A 20095-nucleotide genomic window follows, 5' to 3' on the forward strand; every position below is an offset into this window, starting at 1 on the left:
TCGCTCATTTGATAGCTGTTACAACAAATCTCTGATAGTAGCCATATTTAAGATTATCCAGCAAGCCATGTGCCCGAGGGTCTTTAAACCTCACCATTTCTGCTTCTTTCATTCCCAGGGCTCTTAAAATCCTTAAATCTGCCTCTGGACGTTTTTGACTGCGCAAGGGAAGTTCCTTCTCAAAATCACGCAGACCGTGGGACTTAGTTGAGGAGTCAACACCTTCAGTTAAGCCCACGGTAATCGTTGCCACTGCTTTCCAAATCTTTTTCCATGAGCTGAAATTATTCCAATCTCCATCAATGATCAGCAATTTTCCACCGGGCTTTAATACCCTGGCCCATTCGGCAGCAGCTTTTTCCGGGTCCGACATTGTCCAAAACACATGCCGATTTATCACCGCATCAAAGACGTTATCCTCAAAAGGCAGCTCATCAGCATCACCGTACTGGAATTTAACCTTTAGTTTTTGACGCTTCGCTTTGTCTCTGGCTTGAGCAAGCATCTCCTCCGCAAGGTCTACGCCTGTCACACTGTGCCCATATTCTGCCAGCAATAGCGCAATAAACCCCGTCCCAGTGCCTACATCCAATATTTTCAGTTGTTTTCCCCCCACAGCATTGACCAAAATGGCCTGCCATGCTTTTTTCTCTCGCTCGGAATGGATTCCAGGCCCTGGGCATTGGTCGAACTCCTCTGCTGATTCGTTCCATCTCTGACGGATTTGCTCTTTAACTTCCTTTACCTGAATACTCACTCTTTATCTCCTCCCAGCTATTTGCCTCATGAAAGAAAGTGTCTAACTATTTAGAAGCTGATTCTTTCTTTAATTGTCAAAAATATCACCCCCTTTCAAAAACCTGCCTCTGAAACTCTATTTTGTTGTATTGAAAAAGCACCATCAATGTCACACGAACAAAAAAACCACGAGTCAACTCACTTGAGTCAAACCTCCATGGTTTTTCAAGACCTTCATAGCCTTGTATAGACGATTAAGTTATGCCTTATCTTTATTTGCCCAAGGCAATCGGATTTTCAACATTGTTGTAATTTTTTCATTACTGAGAGGGATTCATGAAAATTCGTTTTCTCCGTAATCTTCCTTTACGACACTTAGTCCGTTTTCTTCACTAATAAAAAGCCACGAAAGTAAACTCAACGAGTTAACCTCCATGGCTTTTGCTAAGATCTTCATGATCTAGATAATAGTTCTATTATTTTATGTATAACTTATAATTATTCGGAGCAATTGTCAATACAATTCTTACAACTCCGATACCACCTAGGAAGTTTTCCTACTAGGTCCAAAATCAAAGACATGACCCTGCTCTCTATCTAGGAAATTAACATTAGGAAGTCCACTAAAAATAAAGTAGGCCCTTCTTAAGTCTTTGAAATAATTTTTTAAAATAATTATTATAACCGAAGAAGGAATAATAATATTTATGTAGAATACTATGCTCTAACTACAAATTGCTAAATATCAAAGACCATGGAGGTCTTGACTAGACTTTAAGTCTAGTTATTCCTCCAGGGTCTTTTCTGTTTTATAAGGAGGTGATTAATGCCTACAGGCTATGTAACGACTTTCCAAAGGTCCGCAACATGAATTCGACGCTCCAAAGTCCCTTGAAAATCTTTTGACTGCATCTTACCTGCGAAAATGCCAACCAAAAATCCCTAAAGAAAGTTTGGATCCTTAGGGAGCTATCAACTTCAGACTGATGATATTTTGATCTGACCGTCACAATGTTATTGGGTCTGGCCTAACCAAACGTTGCTCCTAGTATGAAAAGAGGTTGTGTTGACAACTCAGCCTCCAAAATCCCAAGTGGTTACAACAATCCAAAAGCGTCCTCCTTTCACTATCGAAGTGGAGTGAGGACGCTTTTGCTTTATGCTTTATGTTTTAGGACAACCCCTTTGAACTTATTCTTTAACTTGGAATCACAACCATTTGGTTCTGTACCCGCTCCACACTAACAGAGACCCCATAGGCCTGAGAGATATTTTCAGCCGTCATCACTTCCGATCCTCCCGCAGCAAAGACCCTGGTGTTCTGCAATAACAAAAATTTATCTGAGAAACGCAAGGCCAGATTCAGATCGTGCATCACAGCAACCACTGCAATGTTCTTCTCTTTGGCAGCGGTCAGAATGCTTCTCAACACGTCAATTTGATTTCTTAGATCCAAGTTACTGGTTGGTTCATCTAATAAGAGAACCTCGGGTTCCTGAGCCAAGGCCCTGGCAATCACAACTTTCTGCAGTTCCCCTCCACTCAGTTCATCTAAGTAGCGTAGAGCAAACTCCTTTAGACCAGTTTTTATCAATATTCCTTGCACCAGCGCCAAATCTGTCGCTGTCGCCTCCCACTTTATATGAGGCTTGCGACCTAAAAGCACAGCGTCAAAGACGGTCTGGCGATTGCTCTCGTAGTGCTGTGAGACATACGCCATCTTTAGAGCTATTGCCAAGCGACTAAGCTCAGACACCTCCTGGTTGTCCAATAGAATACTGCCCTTTTTCGGCAGCAAAATCTTGTTTAAGGTCTTGAGCAGCGTGGATTTTCCAGCGCCATTGTTCCCTAATATGGAGAGGAACTCCCCTTTTTGCACAGAAAAACCCACCTTATCCAAGATTGTTCGGGAGCTGTAACTAAATTCGATTCCTTTGACGGATAAGATCATCGCAACTTAGACCCCCTCACCAGCAGATAGAGAAAGAGCGGTGCCCCGAGAAAGGAGGTTACTGCTCCTACAGGCAAGACCACAGGGGCGATGATCCGCCTGGCCAAAGTATCCGCAGCCAGAAGCAGCAAAGCACCCACCACCCCGGATGCAGGAATGAGGAAGCGATTGTCCCCGCCAATCAAGCGCTTCACAAGATGAGGAGCCACGAGACCAATGAAGGCCATGATTCCTAAAAAAGAAACGACTGTAGCCGTGATCAAAGAAGCGAAAAACATCCCCCACTTTCTCGTTTTTTCCACGTTGACACCTAGACCCTTGGCTGTCTCTGCCCCACTGTCCAGAGCATTGTAATTCCAGCGGTTAAACAAGAAAAAGAGCAAGGAGCCAAAGACGACACAGGACATAATCCCCAACTCCCCCCAGGATGCTCTTCCAATGTCGCCGAAGGTCCAGAAGACAATAGCAGCCACATTAACATCATTGGTAAAATACTGTAAAAGCATGGTGCCTGCCGAAAAGAAAAATCCTAAAGCAAACCCAGCTAACACCATAGACTCTGGTGACACACCCTTATATTGGGCCAGAAAAATAATGATCATGGTCGAAAGCATAGCCCCCACGAAGGCGGAAATAGTGACAATATAGGGGTTAATAATCAGAACCGCTCCTCCACCTGTGCTTGAAGAACTACCTGCTCCCCAGCCAATGATGGCCAGCGCAGCCCCGAAGGCTGCGCCTTGAGCAATACCGATGGTAGTCGGGGATGCTAAGGGATTTCTGAGGATATTTTGCATAACCGCACCGGCAACCGCCAAACCTGTCCCCGCCACCAGAGCTGACAACACCCGAGGTAAACGGATTGACCATATAATAATCTGGGAATGCCCCTCAGTTTGGCCGAGTAAAGTCAGTAACACTTGCCAGGGCGTAAGCTCAGCAGAACCGGCACTAATGGCATAAAGAGCCAGCACTGCAGTCATTGCCAACAAACCTAACATAATTAATTTCTTCTTCCATGTATATCTCAGATAATGGTTTACTCCACCATCAGGCACGGTCTCACTGCCAACCAACTCAAATCACCTCATATCATTTTCCTAGCTCCAACTTCTTGAAGCCGCCAAAATCCCTATCCATATCTGCATACAGGGGTTTACCAAGCAGGAACTGATAAATTTCATCACTCTTCTTAATCGGATCGATGTCTTTAAACTGTTCAGGAAAGATTATTTTTCCTGCGTAATAGGCGTCTGCAAATGCTGTGTCAATATTGGGGTTATAGTTATTAAAGGGAATCAAGTTATAGACTCGATCATTTTTCAAAGCCTGCAGGGATTGGTAGAAAGCTGGTTTTTTCTTATAATCTTCTGTAACTAGTGCATACCCCTCTGCATCAAGAAACAAAAAATCCGGATCCCAGCTGATGAGTTTTTCTTTATCGATCATAACAGTCCCATTTTTCCCTGTTTCATCAACGACATTTCTTGCCCCAATATACTTAAATGGAGGGTATTGGGCCTGAGTGCTTTCAATCCCATGTGCTCCTTTCATGCTCACAGCGCCTACATAAACTTTTGCTATGTCCCCATCGGCAAGGCTCTTCGTCCGTTCTCCTAAATCCTTTTCATTTTCTTTAAGATAAGCAACAACGTCTTGGGCCCGCTTCTCCTTGCCGATGATCGAGCCGATTATATTTAGGGAACGATATAGATTTTCACCAAACGTCGCCAAATCCCCATAGCTTAAAGCGACTACGGGAATACCTGTTTTGGCTTGTAATTGATCAGCCTTCTCTTTTTCTACAAGGGTACAGACAAAAATCACATCCGGTTTAACGCTGACTAAACTTTCCTCGTTCGGTGCAGTGTCCGGGCCTCCCTGCCCAATACTGGGTAGTTTCTTCAAGTCAGGATAAGCGAGCATGTAGGATCTTCCTGGGTTAGGTTTCTTCTCAGTCTCTTCGGTCCCGACCACCATGGACGCTCCTTCGGCATAAGTCACTAACCGGAGCGCTCCCGGTCCAATGGCCACCACCCGTTGGACCGGGACCGCTAGTTCAACTTCTCTGCCGACCAGATCCGTAATTTTTTGTTTTTGAACCTGAGCTGTGGTCGGAATTGTTCCCCCTTCCTTCGTACTTGCAGATCCTCCACATCCCGTTAAAAGTAATAAGGACGTCATTAGTATCAAAAGTAGCAATGTCAGTTTTCTCATTGAACTCATCCTCTCAAAATCGCATTTGCCCATCAAGAACATGCCAAAGGGAATTTTAGGTATATTCTACTCTGAAAAAAACATCCTGATAGGGGCCGATCTTCTGTCGGGCTCTGGGGCGGAGCGCTATTCAGCACGCGTCTGCGAGTTCCGCCGCTGGCTCGCTGGACGGTTCGCGAGCGCGTCCGAACCTCAACACAACGCTCCCAATCCATTTGAACTTGTTTCTCCATGGTTTCATCGCTCCCTCAATTTTAGTAAAAAAAGAGACCAAGAAGCTGACTTCGTATCGAAGTCAGACCTCCATGGTCAAATTTTTAATGTATTTTGTTTAGTATTGGTGTTTCTACATTAATTTATAAATTCCTTCTTTTTTTATTACTTTTTTTTAATTTTAGTTCCTTGCTGAAAACTCTTGTTCATCAGATCAACTTGCTTTGCTGACGGGACAATTCTTCAAGTTCGTCATCAATATCTAGAAGCTTAACCAACCACTGAGAGCGCTGTTCCCTTTCTGATATAAATTTCCCTAAGATCTCTTCTCGCGCATCCTGCAGCACTTGCCTCCGCTTTTCAATCTCATGTAGCTTATCTTGGTGACCCATATTTCACGCCTCCTTAGAAGAAAAAAATCTTTCTTTCTCTTTAATCCAGAAAAAAGACCATGAAGTTGACTTCGTATTTAAGTCAGACCTCCATGGTCAAATTTCTTTAATTATTTCGCCTATTATAATTACTTCTCCAGAAATCTAGAAACCCCTGCTTTACAAATTTTTCGGACTCATTATTAAGACATTTTTAGAATCTGAGTTTTTTTCTATTAAAAGACTTTTCGCGTCTTTTTCTAAGTTGTCTAACCCAATTGCCATAGTCTTCATACATCTCTCCCCCTAATGTCCTAATCATACGTGTACCATCCACCGTCTTAGCCTCAGGTACACCGTAAAAGGAATTAGTTATCTGAGTCAGAACAGTAATTACTCGATTTTTCCTCACGATCAGCACGACTTGATAACCCTCTTGGGTAGGATCTGGGGCTAAGTAGTACTTACATCCTTTCATTTTGTTCAATATACAAGCTACCTCATTAGCCTCCTCAAAAGAAACCTCGTGTGCAGTTTGTAACCACTCCTCCATAAAGCGGTTAGCCGTGAGTGGGTCTAACCCCAGTCTGCAGACAACACCTTCTAAACTATGAACAGTGGCTGTAATCATAACAATTCGCTCCCATACACTCTGTATTTACACATATCTGCGTTCAATCTCTTTTCCTAAGAAAACAAAAACCCCTTTACAGACACCTGTAAAGGGATATGGTTGACTTCGCTAGCCGGACAGAATTCGCTGACTTCCCGACATAAACGGCACCTCCCCTATCTTCCGTAGGTTCCTGTGTTGATCTGTAACGAACAAGGTCTCCTGGCTTAAGTTCATCGCCGCCTTATGTCTTCCCGGTTACCCAGTGACATTATATAAGACCGCTCACTATCACAGTGGCGGGACCGCGTCAGATTAACTGACTTCCCTTTTTAATACTTCCATCAGAAAGTATCTCGTTACGCGCATATTAAGTTATTCAATACTTAGCTACTTCTACAAAAGCTTGGGAATCCCTGCTTTATTAAATATATTTTGAAAGTCTCAAAAGCCGCACAATTAAGCAGACCCATAGCACAAACCTATGGGCCTTATCCCAGCTCTCCTCCTTTATCTAATTGTGCTCATTCGTTCCTCCACCTCGATTTATTCATTTAAAGACACAAGCTTAGCACCAAAGCCTCGTCGTTTTTTCTTACTAGTTACAATTATCCACCTTAAGTCATCCTCTGAACCAGTTTGCAAGTGTACTTCTCTTTGGGCGAACTGAATACATCTGCAATCGTCCCGTGTTCGATGATCCTCCCCCTCTGCATGACGTACACCCTGTCCGCAATTTTACGAGCCAAAGCCAGGTCATGGGTCACATACAACATAGAAAACCCTAAGGAATTCTGTAATCCCTTCAGCAATCTTAAGACATTAGCCTGAGTAGAAGAATCCAGCATGGAACTTATTTCGTCGGCAATCAAGAGTTTGGGCTCCATAACCAAACTTCTGGCTATAGCTACTCTCTGCCGCTGTCCACCGCTGAGCCTATGGCATCTTCTGTCGAGGAACAGCTCATCTCCCGGCAACTGCACATCTTGCAAAGCCTTAAGGACTGCCATTCTGCGTTCTTCCTTGCTCCCCACCCTCAATATATCCAAAGGCTCTCTCACCGCCTGCCCGACGGTCAAATGCTCATTGACTGCGGAAAAGGGATCCTGAAAGACCATCTGTATTCCCTTGATGCGGGAGGTGAAATTGTTGCCTTGCACTCTGTTTCCCAGGAACTGAACTTCCCCTTCATCGGGTAAGCCGATCCCGGCTAAGATACTGGCTAAGGTAGTCTTTCCCGAGCCGGATTCCCCGATCAAAGCCACTATTTCTCCCGAGCGAATCTTAATTTCACAGTTAGCGCAGGCCTTCACCCTCTCACCCTTAAATTCATAGTTTTTGCAGATTCCCTGGCCCTGAAGCAGGGTCACAATCCCCCCTTGGTTGCAGGCCACCTTTCTCTCTACCCAGATGTATTCCAGCAAAGGAGCCTTTATCCTGCAAAGCTCCAGCTTTTGATTACACCTTCCATAAAAACAACATTGTTCTTTCCTGCTGCTGCCCGTTTCTCCGGGTATGCCCCATAAGTCACGATAGGGGTTGAGGGAAGGGGAGGAGTAGAGCAAGCCACGGGTATAAGGATGCTGGGGATTTTTGATCACATCCTTGGTAATGCCCTCTTCCACAATATGCCCTGCATACATCACAGCCACCTTAGCGGTCAGTTTCATGATTACCGGGATTTCATGGGAAACAACAAGCATAGCCAAGCGTCGTTCCTTGTTAAGCTTTGCCAGCAGTGTAATAATTTCATCCTTGGCCACAGCATCCAAAGCGGATGTAGGTTCATCCACAAGGAGCACTTCAGGATCACAGGAAAGGGCCATGGCAATCAATACCCTCTGGCGCATTCCGCCGGAAAGCTGGTGGGGATAACGCTTACCCCACTCCGGATCCAGACCTGTCATCTCCAGAAGCCCGGCTACTCTGTCCTTAGCCTCCTGTTTGGAAAGCTCAGTATGCCGTCTTAGACATTCATAGATTTGCTCCTGCACCGTAAGGACAGGATTCAACACATCCAGACCGTTCTGGAAGACCATAGCTATCTTGTTCCAGCGGTATTGCTGCCATTCCTGTTCAGAGAGACCGCCCAGCTCTCTATCACAGTAACAAACCTGCCCGGAAATCTCTGCCTTTTTGCTCAAAAGACCCATGATGGCCATGGCGGCTGAGGTTTTGCCGCTGCCTGACTCACCGATAATCCCCAGACAGCTTCCTTCTTCCAGAGAAAAGCTGACACTCTCCACTGCTAATACTTTGTCACTGTCGGTTTTATAATGAACCGACAGATTCTCGACCTTTAAAACTGATTTTTTCAAACTAATTATCCCCTCACATCTTTGAATTGACCAGTTTCTCCAGTTCCCTGCCGATAAAGGCGATGGAGACTACCATCAAGCTAATTGCCGTGATGGGACTCACAACCCACCATTTCCAAAATTCTGTGAAGTAAATTCCCTTAAAGTTAATGGCATGATTAAGAATAAGGCCCCAGCTTTTGGACAGAGGATCTCCGAGACCGAGAAAGGCCAGTCCGGCTTCAGCCACTATGGCTCTTCCCATCAGGCGAATCATGCTTACCAGGACTAAGGGCAGAAGGCTTGGCAAAAAATGCACTCTTATCAAGTGCCAGACACCTGCACCATAGCTCTTTGCCGCTCTGACATAGTGCTCCTGCTTGATAGACAGAATTTTGGAACGCACAATCCTGGCGGGTTCTGTCCAGGAAAAAAGGGCCAGCACCAAGATAACATTCTTCAGACTGGGACCAAAAAAAGCACCCAACACAATCATCATAGGCAGCTCAGGCAAAACAATGATCAAATCCGTAAGGCGCATGATCACTTTATCGACAGTCCCTCCGGCGTAACCCGAAACAACGCCAATCAGGCTTCCTCCTACTCCCGCCAATAGTGCTGTCCCCCACCCTACCATAAGGCTTACCCTTGCTCCATAGCAAATCTGGGCCCAGAGATCAATTCCCAGGTCATCTGTCCCCAGCCAATGGCTTTTTCCCGGGGCTTCCAGGGCATAACCTGAAGGGAGATTGTTGGAAAACAGGGATAAATGCTCCGCAAAAATACCCATCATGACGATTATAGCGGCTACAACAAGAGCGGCCTTGCCTATTGGCGAGAATTTTTTCACAGCCCTCACCAGTAAATGTAATCCGGCAAACTTACTCTGACCATGCTCAGAGCCGGTATTGATCATAGGCAAATTACTGTTCAGCATTTTTTTATCCATCATAATAATTCACCCTGGGATCCAATTTCTTATAAACAGTATCCGCCAGCAGATTCATGCTCAACACCAATACAGCCACAAATAAAAAGATCCCTTGAATCAATACATAATCCCGAAGCATGACAGCTTCCCTCATCAAACGGCCAAGTCCGGGATAGCTGAAAACGTTTTCCACCAGAACTGCACCGCCAAACATAGCACCCAAACTGAGAAAGACTCGGGTAATCACAGGCAGGAGAGCATTCTTCAGAGCATGACGAAAAATAATCCGAACTCTTGCTAAGCCTTTAGCCCTGGCTGTCCGCATGTAATCCTTGGCCAGAACTTCTAACATACTGTTGCGGGAAAGAAGATAAAACCCTCCGACCCTGGTGAGTGAAAGTGTCAGAACCGGTAAAAAAGCATGGTGAAGGATATCTTTGACCCTTTCCAAAGAGGTATCATACTGGGCGAAGGAACTCATGCCTCCAAAGAGGGGAAACCAACCGAACTGACCTGCGAGTATGAAGAGCAGCAGTATCCCCACCAAAAAAGCAGGTATCTCGGATATTGTAATCATGAGAAAATATAATAACTTGTCCAAGAGACTGTCCCGGTACCAAGCGGAGCCCCCCCCCATCATCGTCCCTGCCACAGTGCTGATCAGAATGGCTCCCAGCACAATCCCCACAGTCCAGAGCAGTCTCTTGCCAATCATCTCCAGGACACTTACATTGTAATAGATGCTGTACCCTATGTCCCCCCGGCAAAGATTAACCAAATAGTGTCCATACTGGACGGGAAGGGGTTTATCCAGACCGTAATAGGCTTTATACTTGTCGATCTGCTCCTGGCTGTAGGAAATAAAGACCTGCCCCTCCTCCTCAGCAGACAAGAACGTAAAGGGGTCCCCCGGCATCAGCCGGGGAATCATAAAATTCAGGGTAATAATCAGCAGGAATGTCATGAGATATTCCGTCCACTTCCAAAGCATCCTCTTTTTCATGGCCTATTTCACATCAACAAAGGATATTTTGGAGTGGGTAACATTGTGATGGTCAAACATGTATTTCCAGCCCTCATACTTGGCAGGCTTGTACACTACATAGCCGGTAGTGTTGATCAGAGGAAGAAGAGGGATTTCCTGGGCAATGAGCTCCTGCAGTTTGAGGACGATCTCCTTCCTCTTTTGCTGATCCATTTCATAAAGTTGAGCCTCGGCTAACCTTTCAAGCTCGGGATTGCTGTACCCTGGTATGCCTGTGACGCTACCCGGGGCTGATGCTTCCCTGGTATAGACAGTTCTCAGCACATCCGCATCATTGCCTAAACCCCCTCCGCTGTTCAAAACCAATTCATAGTCATCTTTTTTAACAGCGGCATCCCTTGTTTTAGTGTCGACGCTCTTAATCTCCAGCTCGATTCCTGCCTTAGCCAGACTTATTTTCATCAGCTCGGCAATGCGGATTTCTTCATTAGAATTGCCAAGCAACAGCTTGAAGCGCAGGGTTTTCCCGGCCAGCAGTTGTTTGCTCTTCTCCAGATCGAATTCATAGTTCTTCACCTCGGGGTTATACCAGATGTGCTCTGCAGACAGGTAACCGGCACTGGCCGGTACTGCCGCGCCTCGGAACACTTTCTCCGCTAATTCCTGCTCATCAATGGCATAGGCCAGAGCCTGGCGGATTTGCAAATCCTTTAATTCACTTCGTCTTTCCATATTGAGCAACAAACGATATCCGAAAAAGGAGGGATTCTCCAGGACCTTATAGTCCGGCTTGTCTTGGTACTTCGCCAAAATATCCGGGGTTATCTCGGCAATATCTAAGCCCCCTTGTTCAAAGGCCAGCACAATATTGTTAGCGGCGGCAGAGTTTCCGGAGGCAGAAATAGGCAAAAATCGGATCACTTCCGCACTCGGCTGGGGACCCCAGTACTCTTGGAAGGCTTCAAATTTATACATTCCCTGCTCTTTGTCATACTCTTTTAAGACATAGGGGCCGGAGCCGATGAGGGCTTCCTTGGTCATATTTTTCTGAGGCTCAGTCACCTCTTTCCAGATATGTTCAGGTATGATCCTGGTCGCGCCTATCTTTCCAAGGGCCACGGCCAAGGGAAATTCTACGGTTATTTTGACGGTTTTCGGATTCAAAACCTCAATTTTCTCAATGAAGCTCTTTCCATCAATCAGTGTTTCATTAGCAACGGGAGGATATTTGGCAAAGTATTCAAAGGAGAACTTTACATCCTCTGCCGTTAAAGGTTGTCCATCCTGCCATTGCACATTGTCCCGGAGTGTGAAGATGTATTCCTTTCCGTCAGAAGATATCTCCCACTTCTCCGCAAGCCAGGAAATTGGGCCTTTCTCCCCTCGTTCCAGCAGACTGTCAAAAACCAACCACATCTTGGAAAAACCCGGCCCCCTGGAGCTGTGGGTGAAGGGAGAGGGATAACCATTATCCCCGCCAGGCAGGTTTAGGACCTCTACTTTTGCAGATCCTGAGGAGGTGGGGTCAGTCCCCGCCGAAGCCGATTCGAAAGGCTTCCCACATCCGGCAGCAGTAAGAGTAACTGCCGCAATTAACGTGACTGCTGCAAGCTTTTTGAAATATCCTTTCCACATATGTGTAATCTCCTCCTTATTTACTTGTTTTTCCAATACAGCCAGACAGTTTTTGATTGGAAACGATCCTTGACAATTCCACCCTCTGAGATTGTCGTCAAATACTGCTTGATCTCCTGTTTCTCCTCGCTGCTTAGTTCATTTTTCCCTTGGAATTGAGAACAGTAATAGCTGAAAGCATCTTCAAGAGACCGGACATTTTCTCTTTTCATGTCGTAATAGGCCAGCTCCGGATAAATTCCGGCTTGCCAGAGGCTATTGAAGCTGCAGTACACATTCCTGCCATAATCGATGACCCTCGGCTCCCGCTTTAAGACATCTTTTTCGATTTGTTCTTTAACCTGTTCATGTCTGTCTAAGTGTCCGCTCATGAAGCAATAGCCCTTGGAAACATTGATCAGTTTCTCAAGGCTTTTTCTGCTGTTAATAGCAGGACTCATGATCGCCGCCGCAAAATCAAACTTTTTTCTCCAGCCCAAGGCATCTATATCAATTCCTTCCCAAGGCATTTCTAAAAATTCTACATTTCTTACCCCTTCTTCCGCTGCATTTTGTCGAGCCAATTCCAACATCTTAGGGGAAAAATCCAGCGCTGTCACACTTTTTGCTGTTTTGGAGAACTCCAGGGCATATTTCCCCGCCCCACAGCCGATATCAATGACATCATACCCCTGATTAAGCATCCCTTTGTCCATAAAGAACTTGATAACATTTCTGACCATTTCCTGAGACTTATTTTCCTTAAACTCCTTGGCCCTAAAGTCCCACCCCATCCTGCTTTCTTCCATGGAAGCCTGGTCCTTGCTCCAGAGCTTATCAAAATACTCAAAATCCATTTATTTTATCTCCTTTTAGGTGTTTGATTTTCCAACTGGTAGTTATACTTTCTGCCTAGACCCCCATGCCGCTGCTCCGGCGCCAACAGATGATGAAAAGCAGACTCGGGTCGGGCTGTGCAGCATCCGCAGAGAATAATAAGTATTCTTTTTCAGAGTAAAATAAAAAACCCTTCACCAATAGAAGGGTTAAGAGCTTAATCCGTATCAGGCAACAACAGCACTCCTGACAACACAGGCACACCCCCTAACAATCCCGTAGGTAGTTTGATCTTTGGCATAAGCAGGTCTCCTGGCTTAAGATCATTATCTATTCACGTCTTCCCGAAAAATACTTTCCAGTGACATTTGTGAAAAGACTCCCTTTTACAGTGGCGGGTACCGCGTCAGCTTCCACTGACTTCCCTTTTCAATTCTTTCTCTCAAGAAAGAATCACTTATCCCTATATTCAGTTAATTTCATCTTACCATAAAACTACAAAATATGTATAGTCCGAACTATTTTTTCAGAAAACAGTTTCTGGGAAATACTCGGCAAGGCAAGTATCTTGGTCATTCTCATATATCTTCCGCAAACCTATTGTTTCCACGAATGTTTTTCCCTGTATATTCACTCACCTTTAGATTTATCAAATACTGTAAATCTTAGGCCTTTTGCCGTAAAAGAAGGTTATAAAGATTATTTACATATTTCAATGTTTCTTCATCATCTATATTAAGATATGAGACCGTTCTGTCATTTCCTGACATGGTCTTGACATCATTCAAGATTAACTCCTTCTCTGAGAGTAGTACCGCAGATGATTTTATTATATGAGAGTCATTCTCCAGCGTAATAATGTAAGTAGATTCTTGTAATACTCTTTCCCCGTTATCCATTAGCGCAATTTCTTGCTCTGGGCTTAATTTTACTACCTTCACTTTTGCTAAATCTATAATTGTTTGATTAATAATATTTTTATCCGATACTGTTATGTTACCAACTTTAGAATTCTCAATTATCATTTCTGTTATTTGTAATTTATCAATTGGATTTATTTTATCAGTTGTTAGGACTTCTGCATCCCTATTACATCCTAATAATAAAAGTAATGATAAAATTGCTAAGACTGCAAAGCTGCTAATTCTCTCCAAATCTGACACCTCTTCTTCCGTACATGTTTATATTCGGGCTTGGGCCATAGTCTATCAGGCGGCGTGCCATGCCCGATTCTCTATCCGGACATTTCTTGTTGATTTTGTCTCCGAGACAAAATCTACTTAATTTATTTATTTCGGACATATGTCTAGCAGGAATTCAGGAGCTGTTGTAGAAGATAACTGTATCTAAGCTCCCAAGATCATGAAGATGTTGGTAAAGACCATGGAGGTCTGACTTTGATAGGTCAGTTTTCTCTTGGTCTTTTTTAATTTTTTTATAAAGTAAAAAGGGGGATTGAATTTATGTGTAGAGTGCAAACATTGTGGGAAAAAGCGGTAGAATTTCACGGACATGAGTGCCCAGGTCTGGCGATCGGCTATAAAGCTTGTGAAGCAGCCATTAAGAAGCTGGGTATTCGGTTTTCTGCGGATGAAGAAATTGTCTGTGTCACTGAAAACGACGCTTGCGGAGTTGATGCTGTACAGGTAATTACGGGCTGTACTTTTGGAAAGGGGAATCTTTTGTACAAAGGCACAGGCAAAATGGCCTTCAGCTTTTTTAACCGCTCCAATGGCGAAAGCCTGAGAATGATAGTAAAGCCTTTAAATGAAGAAATGGATCGCCGGCAACGTCAAGAATACCTTCTGAACTCACCTGCCGAAGAACTTTTTAACTTCTCCAAGCCGTCCTTTGATTTGCCCGAAAAGGCCAGACTCTTTACTACCGTAATTTGTGAGAATTGCGGAGAAGGAGCTCCCGAGCACAAGATGCGAATCAATGACGGCAAAAAAGTGTGCCTGGACTGCTTCAAGGACTATTCGAGAGGGTGGTAAAGAGATGGATATACAATATTACGCCGATCTGTGGAGCGAAGGAAAGGTTGCCAGGGCCTCAGCGACGGCCTTTTGGGACAATCGGGCCGATGAGTTCAATAAATTAGTTTCCCCAAAAACTTCTGACCAACGAATTGGGAAAATGCTTGGATTCATGTCTGATCATAATCTTTTTGCTAAAAACAGCAGTGTTCTGGACATAGGTTGCGGCCCGGGAGGATTTGCCGTTGAATTTGCTAAGACATCCCGTGACGTTACCGGCCTGGACATATCCTCTAAAATGCTGGACCATGCCCATGAAAATGCTGCCGCCGCCAACCTGACCAATATCTCCTTTAAAAACTTAAATTGGGATGACGTCAACCTTGAGGAATACGGTTGGAAAAAACGATTTGACTTAGTTACAGCCATCAACAGCCCAGGAATTCATGATCAAGTCACCCTGGAAAAGATGATCGCTGCCAGTAAGGGCTACTGTTTTTTGTCTAATTTTGTGAGTCGTTCCGACTCTGTTCAGGACGTTATTCGCGCGGAAATCCTTCAGCTTAAAGATCCAAAATTTTATGTTAATACAGTCTACTGTATTTTTAATATTCTTTGGCTAATGGGGTATCATCCCCACATTACCTATGTGGATACTGATCGAGAGCATGTCCGCTCACTCGAAGAAGCACATAGTTATTATGGCACACTTTTCGAACTTAAAAATGGCCCCGCTGATGATCAAAACAAGCTAATTAAGAATTATCTCGAACATATCTCTCCTGATGGATTTGTGAGAGAGAGGGTTCAGACAAAAACTGCTTGGATCTATTGGAATGTCTGATTTGTGAATTGTTTTGCTTTCAGATTGATAATAGTTTATGGCCAAAGTTCTTCACCATTTTTATCTAAGAAATGATATTCAAAATAACTACTGCTGTTCTGCGTCAATAAATCCAAATAATAAACTTGATTCGGAGGGTTTTCCACATAAACTGTCGGTTCATCTTTCGGACCCATATCGGCATAGGAGGGTGTTGGAAAAACGATCACAAGCAGGCAGCTGATAAAAGCAGCCAGTAGCAGTTTCTTTCTTTTCATAACGAACCTCCATAAAATACAAATTATCTTCCTTCGCTTTTTATACAACTGCGAAGGAATACAATACCCAAATACTTTAACAATTGTTGGTTATCCTTAGTCATAATAAATTTTCTCCTCAATCAACCTCTTTTTTACTTCTCCAAAGAAAAGCTCCGACATGATTAAGCTTATAACGTCCAGAGGGTTTGCGACGTCGGGTTACTACCTTCATATTCTCTCCGATGTTGCAAACCCTCTGTTAGGCAAACCGCCGTGGGAACAGGCGGCTACTCTTTAAGCCTTTCCACCATATATCCAGCAATCCGGCTCGCGTTTTGACTGCATTTCTCCTTCACGTAGCAGGTCAAATTCGCCCACGTAGGCGAATTTGACCTGCTACGTAAAGAGCCTGCCAACGCCACTGAGATCGCCCCGGTGACTGAAGGAAGCCAAGGATCTGTATCAGCATGGGGAATGGGGCACCTAAAATACAAATTATGCTTATTCAGCACAGGGAATCAGTCCAAGTCTTTCTATGGTCTCTGCGCCATCTGTTCCTTGAAGCCAGGTGATAACCGCCCGGGCGCTGTGATCCTTCGACAGGTCGGAGCGAAAGACCGCGTAATAGCCGTCGGCCAGGGGATAATTGCCCTGCGCAATATTCTCAGCTGTGGGCGGTACTCCATTAAATGAGAGGATTTTCAGACGCTCGCCGATGCCAGTTACTTCATTCATCTGCTGCAGGTAAGTATAGAGGGTGTAGCCCAATGCATAGCTGTTGGTCGGGCTCCCTGACAAACCGCCTTTATGGTAAAACGCCACCTGCTCCAGCATTCCCTCCATAGTAAGCTCTACATAATTATGCTGAATCTTGGGGTGCATTTCCTGATTGTTTAGGATCAGATTGTCCATTTGAGACTGGCTTCCGCTGTCGGAATTACGGCAAATAGGAATAAGTTTTCTATCCGGCCCTCCCAGCTTACTCCAGTTGGTAATCCCATAGTTCAGATATATTTCTCTGATTTGCTCCAATGTTATGGATTCCGCTGTATTCTCAGCGGAGGTGATAAATATCAAAGCCTCGGCGGCAACCTTGTGGAATTCCAGTTCCACGCCTGCATTCTCCGCCTCCTCCAGTACATCGGCAGAGGCATAGGGTACGAAGATCACATCCACCTTCCCTTCAATCAAAAGACGATAGGAGGGTACGGTTTTCGATGCCTTTGTGGGATATCCGTCTGTATTGGCCCCCTCCTCGCCATACATAGCCCGGTATACAGCCTGCACGATGGAGAGTGTAGAAGTTGATCCGTCAATTATCGGATAATTCTTAGCAGTAATACCAAGGGTCGCGGCCCTGGTCGTCATTGTGCTGTCAGTATTGCCATTAGGAGCAGGCTGTGTTGTGTTAGGGGGCAGTGTTGGCTGTTGCACTTCGGTAGTGCCGATGATGGAACAGGCACAAAGGGTCAGCAGCATTAAGATGGCCACTATCAGACTAATGATTCTCTGCATATGCATCCTCGACTTTCTTAGGTAGAAACTAATGTCACCAGTACAATTTCCGGTCTATTGTAAAACCTAATCGGTAAAACGCTTTCTCCTAAACCACCATTAATAATCATTTTCGTAGAACCGGAAGTAAATTGGCCGTAATCAAACTCAGGGAAAAATCCTTGCCCCGGCGCTATCACTGCACCAACCAATGAAAACAGTACCCTCTCTAGTCTTTTATTCAGATCCATTTTTTGAACAGCTGAACAGTTCCCTCTTTCCTTCCAAATCCTCCATGAGAGCGACTGGCCCTATATGAATATAAGGCCTTCCGCATCGCAATAAATATACCAACATGCCCTTAACCAGCATATGAAGAAGGATACTCGAAATCGCCAGATCGGCACCGCCATGCCAACAGTCTGCGGTGGCAATAAAATCTCTGCCGCATTCATTGAGAGTTAGTTTAATGATGATGACTCCTACACTCATCCTTAATTATGTTCAATAACCTATTTTCGGATAATTCAAGTGCATCCTTTACTGAATGTCCAAATCCAAAATATCTTGTTACTTGAGCATCTGCAAGTATATTAAATGCCGTTTGCTTAATATTTCCTGTAATCACAGCTTCACAGTTATACTCTAATACTTTTCGAGCGAGATTTTCTTCAGGTGAAGTTCCTGATAATTCTTCCGTTTTTATAATAGTCACAGTTAAATCATTCATATTAACAATTAACATGTACAAGCATAGTTCAAATTTCTCCGATACTTGACTCTCTAAACTTTCACCATCTGCCGCAACTGCAATATTCACTGTTATCCCTCCATTTGTCTTCTAAATAGAAATGATCTCCCTTCACCAAGAGATAGAGCGGAGCCCTGAGAAAGGGAGCGACTGCCCCAACAGTCAAAACCACGGGAGCTATGACCCCGTACTATTGACTGGTGAGCAAAAATTGGGGTACATGCTGCACAGGGTGTTCAATCATAATAACTTCGGTTTTATAAACAGTCGAAATGGTTTCTGGTTTTAATACGTCGTGAATTTTCCCATAGCTTTGAACGTAGCCTTTATCTAAGAGGAGAAGGCGGTCACAGTATTGACTGGCAAGATTTAAATCATGCAAGACCATAATGATGGTGATGCCCTGGGATTGGTGCCACTCTCGAACGTGGTCCATCACGAGCATTTGATGCCCGATATCTAAGAACGTGGTCGGTTCATCCAGGATTAATACTTTTGGCTGCTGAACCATGGCTCTTGCTAAGGAAACCATTTGACGCTGACCGCCGCTCAGAGCACTAACCGCTTGGCTCTTTATTTTCCAAAGGTTTAGGTTTTTAAGAACATCTTCGATAATCTGTTCGTCTAGATGAGATAGGTCCGCAAGGGGCTTCAACCACGGATAACGCCCCATAGCAACGACCTCTTCGATGGTGAAGGATAGAGGAGGGATCCCTTCTTGCTCTAACACGGCGATGAGTTTTGCAAGGTCTCGTTTTTTGTACGAACCGATCGCTTTATTATAGAAGAGGATTTCTCCTTGACTGGGTTTTAGTAAGCCACTCATGGTCCGAATAAGCGTGGATTTGCCACTGCCGTTCGGACCGATAATCCCAAAGATCTCTCCGACTTTCACTTGAAAACTAATATTTTCCAGAACGGAATTAGTCTCAAAATGATGCTGAACTTGTGATACGTCAAAAAGGTTCATACCTGCCTCCTCAATCCCTTCTTTAGTAAGTAGGCAAAGAAGGGTGCTCCGATAAAGGCAGTGATAACTCCGATCGGAATTTCTCGCGAAGGAATGATGCTGCGAGCCACGGTATCTGCCCAAAGCAAGAAAATTGCCCCGGCCAGGGTGGATAAAGGCAATAAGATACGATGATCAGGGCCCACTATTAAACGCATAAGATGGGGTACAATAAGACCCACAAATCCTATGATTCCGACAACAGAAACAGCAGCAGCTGTTAGTAAGGACCCCGCAATTAAAATTTGGATTTTCTTCTTCTCAACCTCCATCCCCAAATGAGTCGCAGCGCTTTCTCCCAAAGAAATGAGGTTGAGGTCGCGCTGCTGGAGAGATAAGTAGACGAAACCGACAAGCATATACGGGGTAAGCATGGCCACGTCAAGCCAGGTACGGTTGGCCAGGCTTCCCATCATCCAGAACACAATTTGTTGCATTTGTTGTCCGGAAATGGCAATCAAAAAGGAGATAGCGGCACCAATTAACGATTGAACAACGACTCCTGCCAGGATTAACGTTTCTCGGTCCCGTTGGCCATGATGACTGGCCAGTGACATAACGAACCAGAGAGAAAGTAAGGCACCTATAAACGCAAAAATCGGAGTTGTGAAGTATCCAAGTAGGGTTAAATCCCGGAAAAAGAGAATTGATGAAGCTGCCCCAAAAGCCGCCCCCACCGATACACCCAGGATATAGGGGTCGGCAAGGGGATTGCGCAACATGCCTTGAAAGGCAACCCCTGTCGAAGAAAGCATAGCCCCAATAACCATAGCCAAGAAAACCCGTGGAAGGCGCAAGTCCCAGACAATAGCGTCTTGGGCCAATGACCAAGAGGGAGCCAGATCAACCAGTGGGAGGTGGCTGAGAAGAATTTTCAACGATAATACAAAGGGTAAATTGACTGAACCAATCATAACACTTAACACAAGGGACACAAGGAGCAGAGCGATAAGGCCAGTCATCCATACCCTTCGTTTAGTTTTTAGTTTATGCTCCATCAAATCCCACACACCCT

19 protein-coding genes, 1 pseudogene and 2 riboswitches are annotated in these 20095 nt (G+C 44.7%); of the genes and pseudogenes, 2 read left to right on the forward strand and 18 right to left on the reverse strand.

Annotated elements, in window-relative coordinates; translation table 11 throughout:
- Positions 1-4: 4 nt before the first annotated feature.
- From LJE72_RS16030 to LJE72_RS16085, 12 genes are all read right to left on the reverse strand, one after another.
- Positions 5-757, reverse strand: coding sequence for a class I SAM-dependent methyltransferase (locus tag LJE72_RS16030; RefSeq protein WP_229248790.1), 753 nt, complete (start codon positions 755-757; stop codon positions 5-7).
- Between the two features lie 1179 nt (positions 758-1936).
- Entirely contained in the window at positions 1937-2689 is a 753-nt protein-coding gene (locus LJE72_RS16035; RefSeq protein WP_229248791.1) for an ABC transporter ATP-binding protein, read from the reverse strand.
- Complete coding sequence (locus LJE72_RS16040; RefSeq protein WP_229248792.1) at positions 2686-3765, reverse strand: FecCD family ABC transporter permease; 1080 nt, start codon at positions 3763-3765, stop codon at positions 2686-2688. Before LJE72_RS16040 ends, LJE72_RS16035 begins: the two co-directional genes overlap by 4 nt.
- 16 nt (positions 3766-3781) lie before the next feature.
- A complete protein-coding gene (locus LJE72_RS16045; RefSeq protein WP_229248793.1) occupies positions 3782-4906 on the reverse strand; it encodes an iron ABC transporter substrate-binding protein in 1125 nt (374 codons plus the stop codon).
- A gap of 422 nt (positions 4907-5328) precedes the next feature.
- Positions 5329-5511, reverse strand: a complete 183-nt coding sequence (locus LJE72_RS16050; RefSeq protein WP_229248794.1) for a hypothetical protein — start codon at positions 5509-5511, stop codon at positions 5329-5331.
- Between the two features lie 193 nt (positions 5512-5704).
- Complete coding sequence (locus LJE72_RS16055) at positions 5705-6121, reverse strand: hypothetical protein (RefSeq protein ID WP_229248795.1); 417 nt, start codon at positions 6119-6121, stop codon at positions 5705-5707.
- A gap of 175 nt (positions 6122-6296) precedes the next feature.
- A riboswitch (cobalamin riboswitch) is annotated at positions 6297-6479 on the reverse strand.
- 241 nt (positions 6480-6720) lie between these two features.
- Positions 6721-8421 carry a dipeptide ABC transporter ATP-binding protein gene (locus LJE72_RS16060; protein ID WP_229248797.1) on the reverse strand — a complete coding sequence of 567 codons (1701 nt, stop codon included), beginning with the start codon at positions 8419-8421 and terminating at the stop codon, positions 6721-6723.
- A gap of 13 nt (positions 8422-8434) precedes the next feature.
- Positions 8435-9352, reverse strand: coding sequence for an ABC transporter permease subunit (locus LJE72_RS16065; protein WP_396391255.1), 918 nt, complete (start codon positions 9350-9352; stop codon positions 8435-8437).
- Complete coding sequence (locus LJE72_RS16070; RefSeq protein ID WP_229248799.1) at positions 9342-10334, reverse strand: ABC transporter permease; 993 nt, start codon at positions 10332-10334, stop codon at positions 9342-9344. Before LJE72_RS16070 ends, LJE72_RS16065 begins: the two co-directional genes overlap by 11 nt.
- A gap of 3 nt (positions 10335-10337) precedes the next feature.
- Entirely contained in the window at positions 10338-11951 is a 1614-nt protein-coding gene (locus LJE72_RS16075) for an ABC transporter substrate-binding protein (RefSeq protein WP_229248801.1), read from the reverse strand.
- Positions 11952-11971: 20 nt separating this feature from the next.
- Positions 11972-12787, reverse strand: coding sequence for a class I SAM-dependent methyltransferase (locus LJE72_RS16080; RefSeq protein ID WP_229248803.1), 816 nt, complete (start codon positions 12785-12787; stop codon positions 11972-11974).
- A gap of 265 nt (positions 12788-13052) precedes the next feature.
- Positions 13053-13243: riboswitch (cobalamin riboswitch) on the reverse strand.
- 189 nt (positions 13244-13432) lie between these two features.
- Complete coding sequence (locus tag LJE72_RS16085; RefSeq protein ID WP_229248805.1) at positions 13433-13921, reverse strand: hypothetical protein; 489 nt, start codon at positions 13919-13921, stop codon at positions 13433-13435.
- Between the two features lie 309 nt (positions 13922-14230).
- Here LJE72_RS16085 and LJE72_RS16090 point away from each other — a divergent pair, with 309 nt between their 5' ends.
- Positions 14231-14761, forward strand: a complete 531-nt coding sequence (locus LJE72_RS16090; RefSeq protein WP_229248806.1) for an FmdE family protein — start codon at positions 14231-14233, stop codon at positions 14759-14761.
- Between the two features lie 4 nt (positions 14762-14765).
- Entirely contained in the window at positions 14766-15587 is an 822-nt protein-coding gene (locus tag LJE72_RS16095; RefSeq protein WP_229248807.1) for a class I SAM-dependent methyltransferase, read from the forward strand.
- A gap of 35 nt (positions 15588-15622) precedes the next feature.
- Here LJE72_RS16095 and LJE72_RS16100 read toward each other — a convergent pair whose 3' ends face one another.
- From LJE72_RS16100 to LJE72_RS16125, 6 genes and pseudogenes are all read right to left on the reverse strand, one after another.
- On the reverse strand, positions 15623-15844 hold the full coding sequence (locus LJE72_RS16100) for a hypothetical protein (RefSeq protein WP_229248808.1): 222 nt from the start codon (positions 15842-15844) through the stop codon (positions 15623-15625).
- Between the two features lie 483 nt (positions 15845-16327).
- Positions 16328-17347 (reverse strand): PstS family phosphate ABC transporter substrate-binding protein, encoded by a 1020-nt coding sequence (locus LJE72_RS16105; protein WP_229248809.1) that lies wholly within the window; start codon positions 17345-17347, stop codon positions 16328-16330.
- An 11-nt stretch (positions 17348-17358) separates the two neighbouring features.
- Positions 17359-17535, reverse strand: a pseudogene (locus LJE72_RS16110) (metallophosphoesterase); the annotation flags it as partial.
- Positions 17536-17786: 251 nt separating this feature from the next.
- Positions 17787-18140: a NifB/NifX family molybdenum-iron cluster-binding protein gene (locus LJE72_RS16115; protein WP_229248810.1), complete on the reverse strand. Its 354-nt coding sequence runs from the start codon at positions 18138-18140 to the stop codon at positions 17787-17789.
- Between the two features lie 121 nt (positions 18141-18261).
- Positions 18262-19041 (reverse strand): ABC transporter ATP-binding protein, encoded by a 780-nt coding sequence (locus tag LJE72_RS16120; RefSeq protein WP_229248811.1) that lies wholly within the window; start codon positions 19039-19041, stop codon positions 18262-18264.
- Positions 19038-20078 carry a FecCD family ABC transporter permease gene (locus tag LJE72_RS16125; RefSeq protein WP_229248883.1) on the reverse strand — a complete coding sequence of 347 codons (1041 nt, stop codon included), beginning with the start codon at positions 20076-20078 and terminating at the stop codon, positions 19038-19040. The genes LJE72_RS16120 and LJE72_RS16125 overlap by 4 nt, the downstream gene beginning before the upstream one ends.
- Between the last annotated feature and the right edge of the window lie 17 nt (positions 20079-20095).

The sequence above is a fragment of the Desulfosporosinus shakirovi genome (assembly GCF_020595055.1).
In the GTDB taxonomy this organism is placed as follows: Bacteria; Bacillota; Desulfitobacteriia; order Desulfitobacteriales; family Desulfitobacteriaceae; genus Desulfosporosinus; species Desulfosporosinus shakirovi.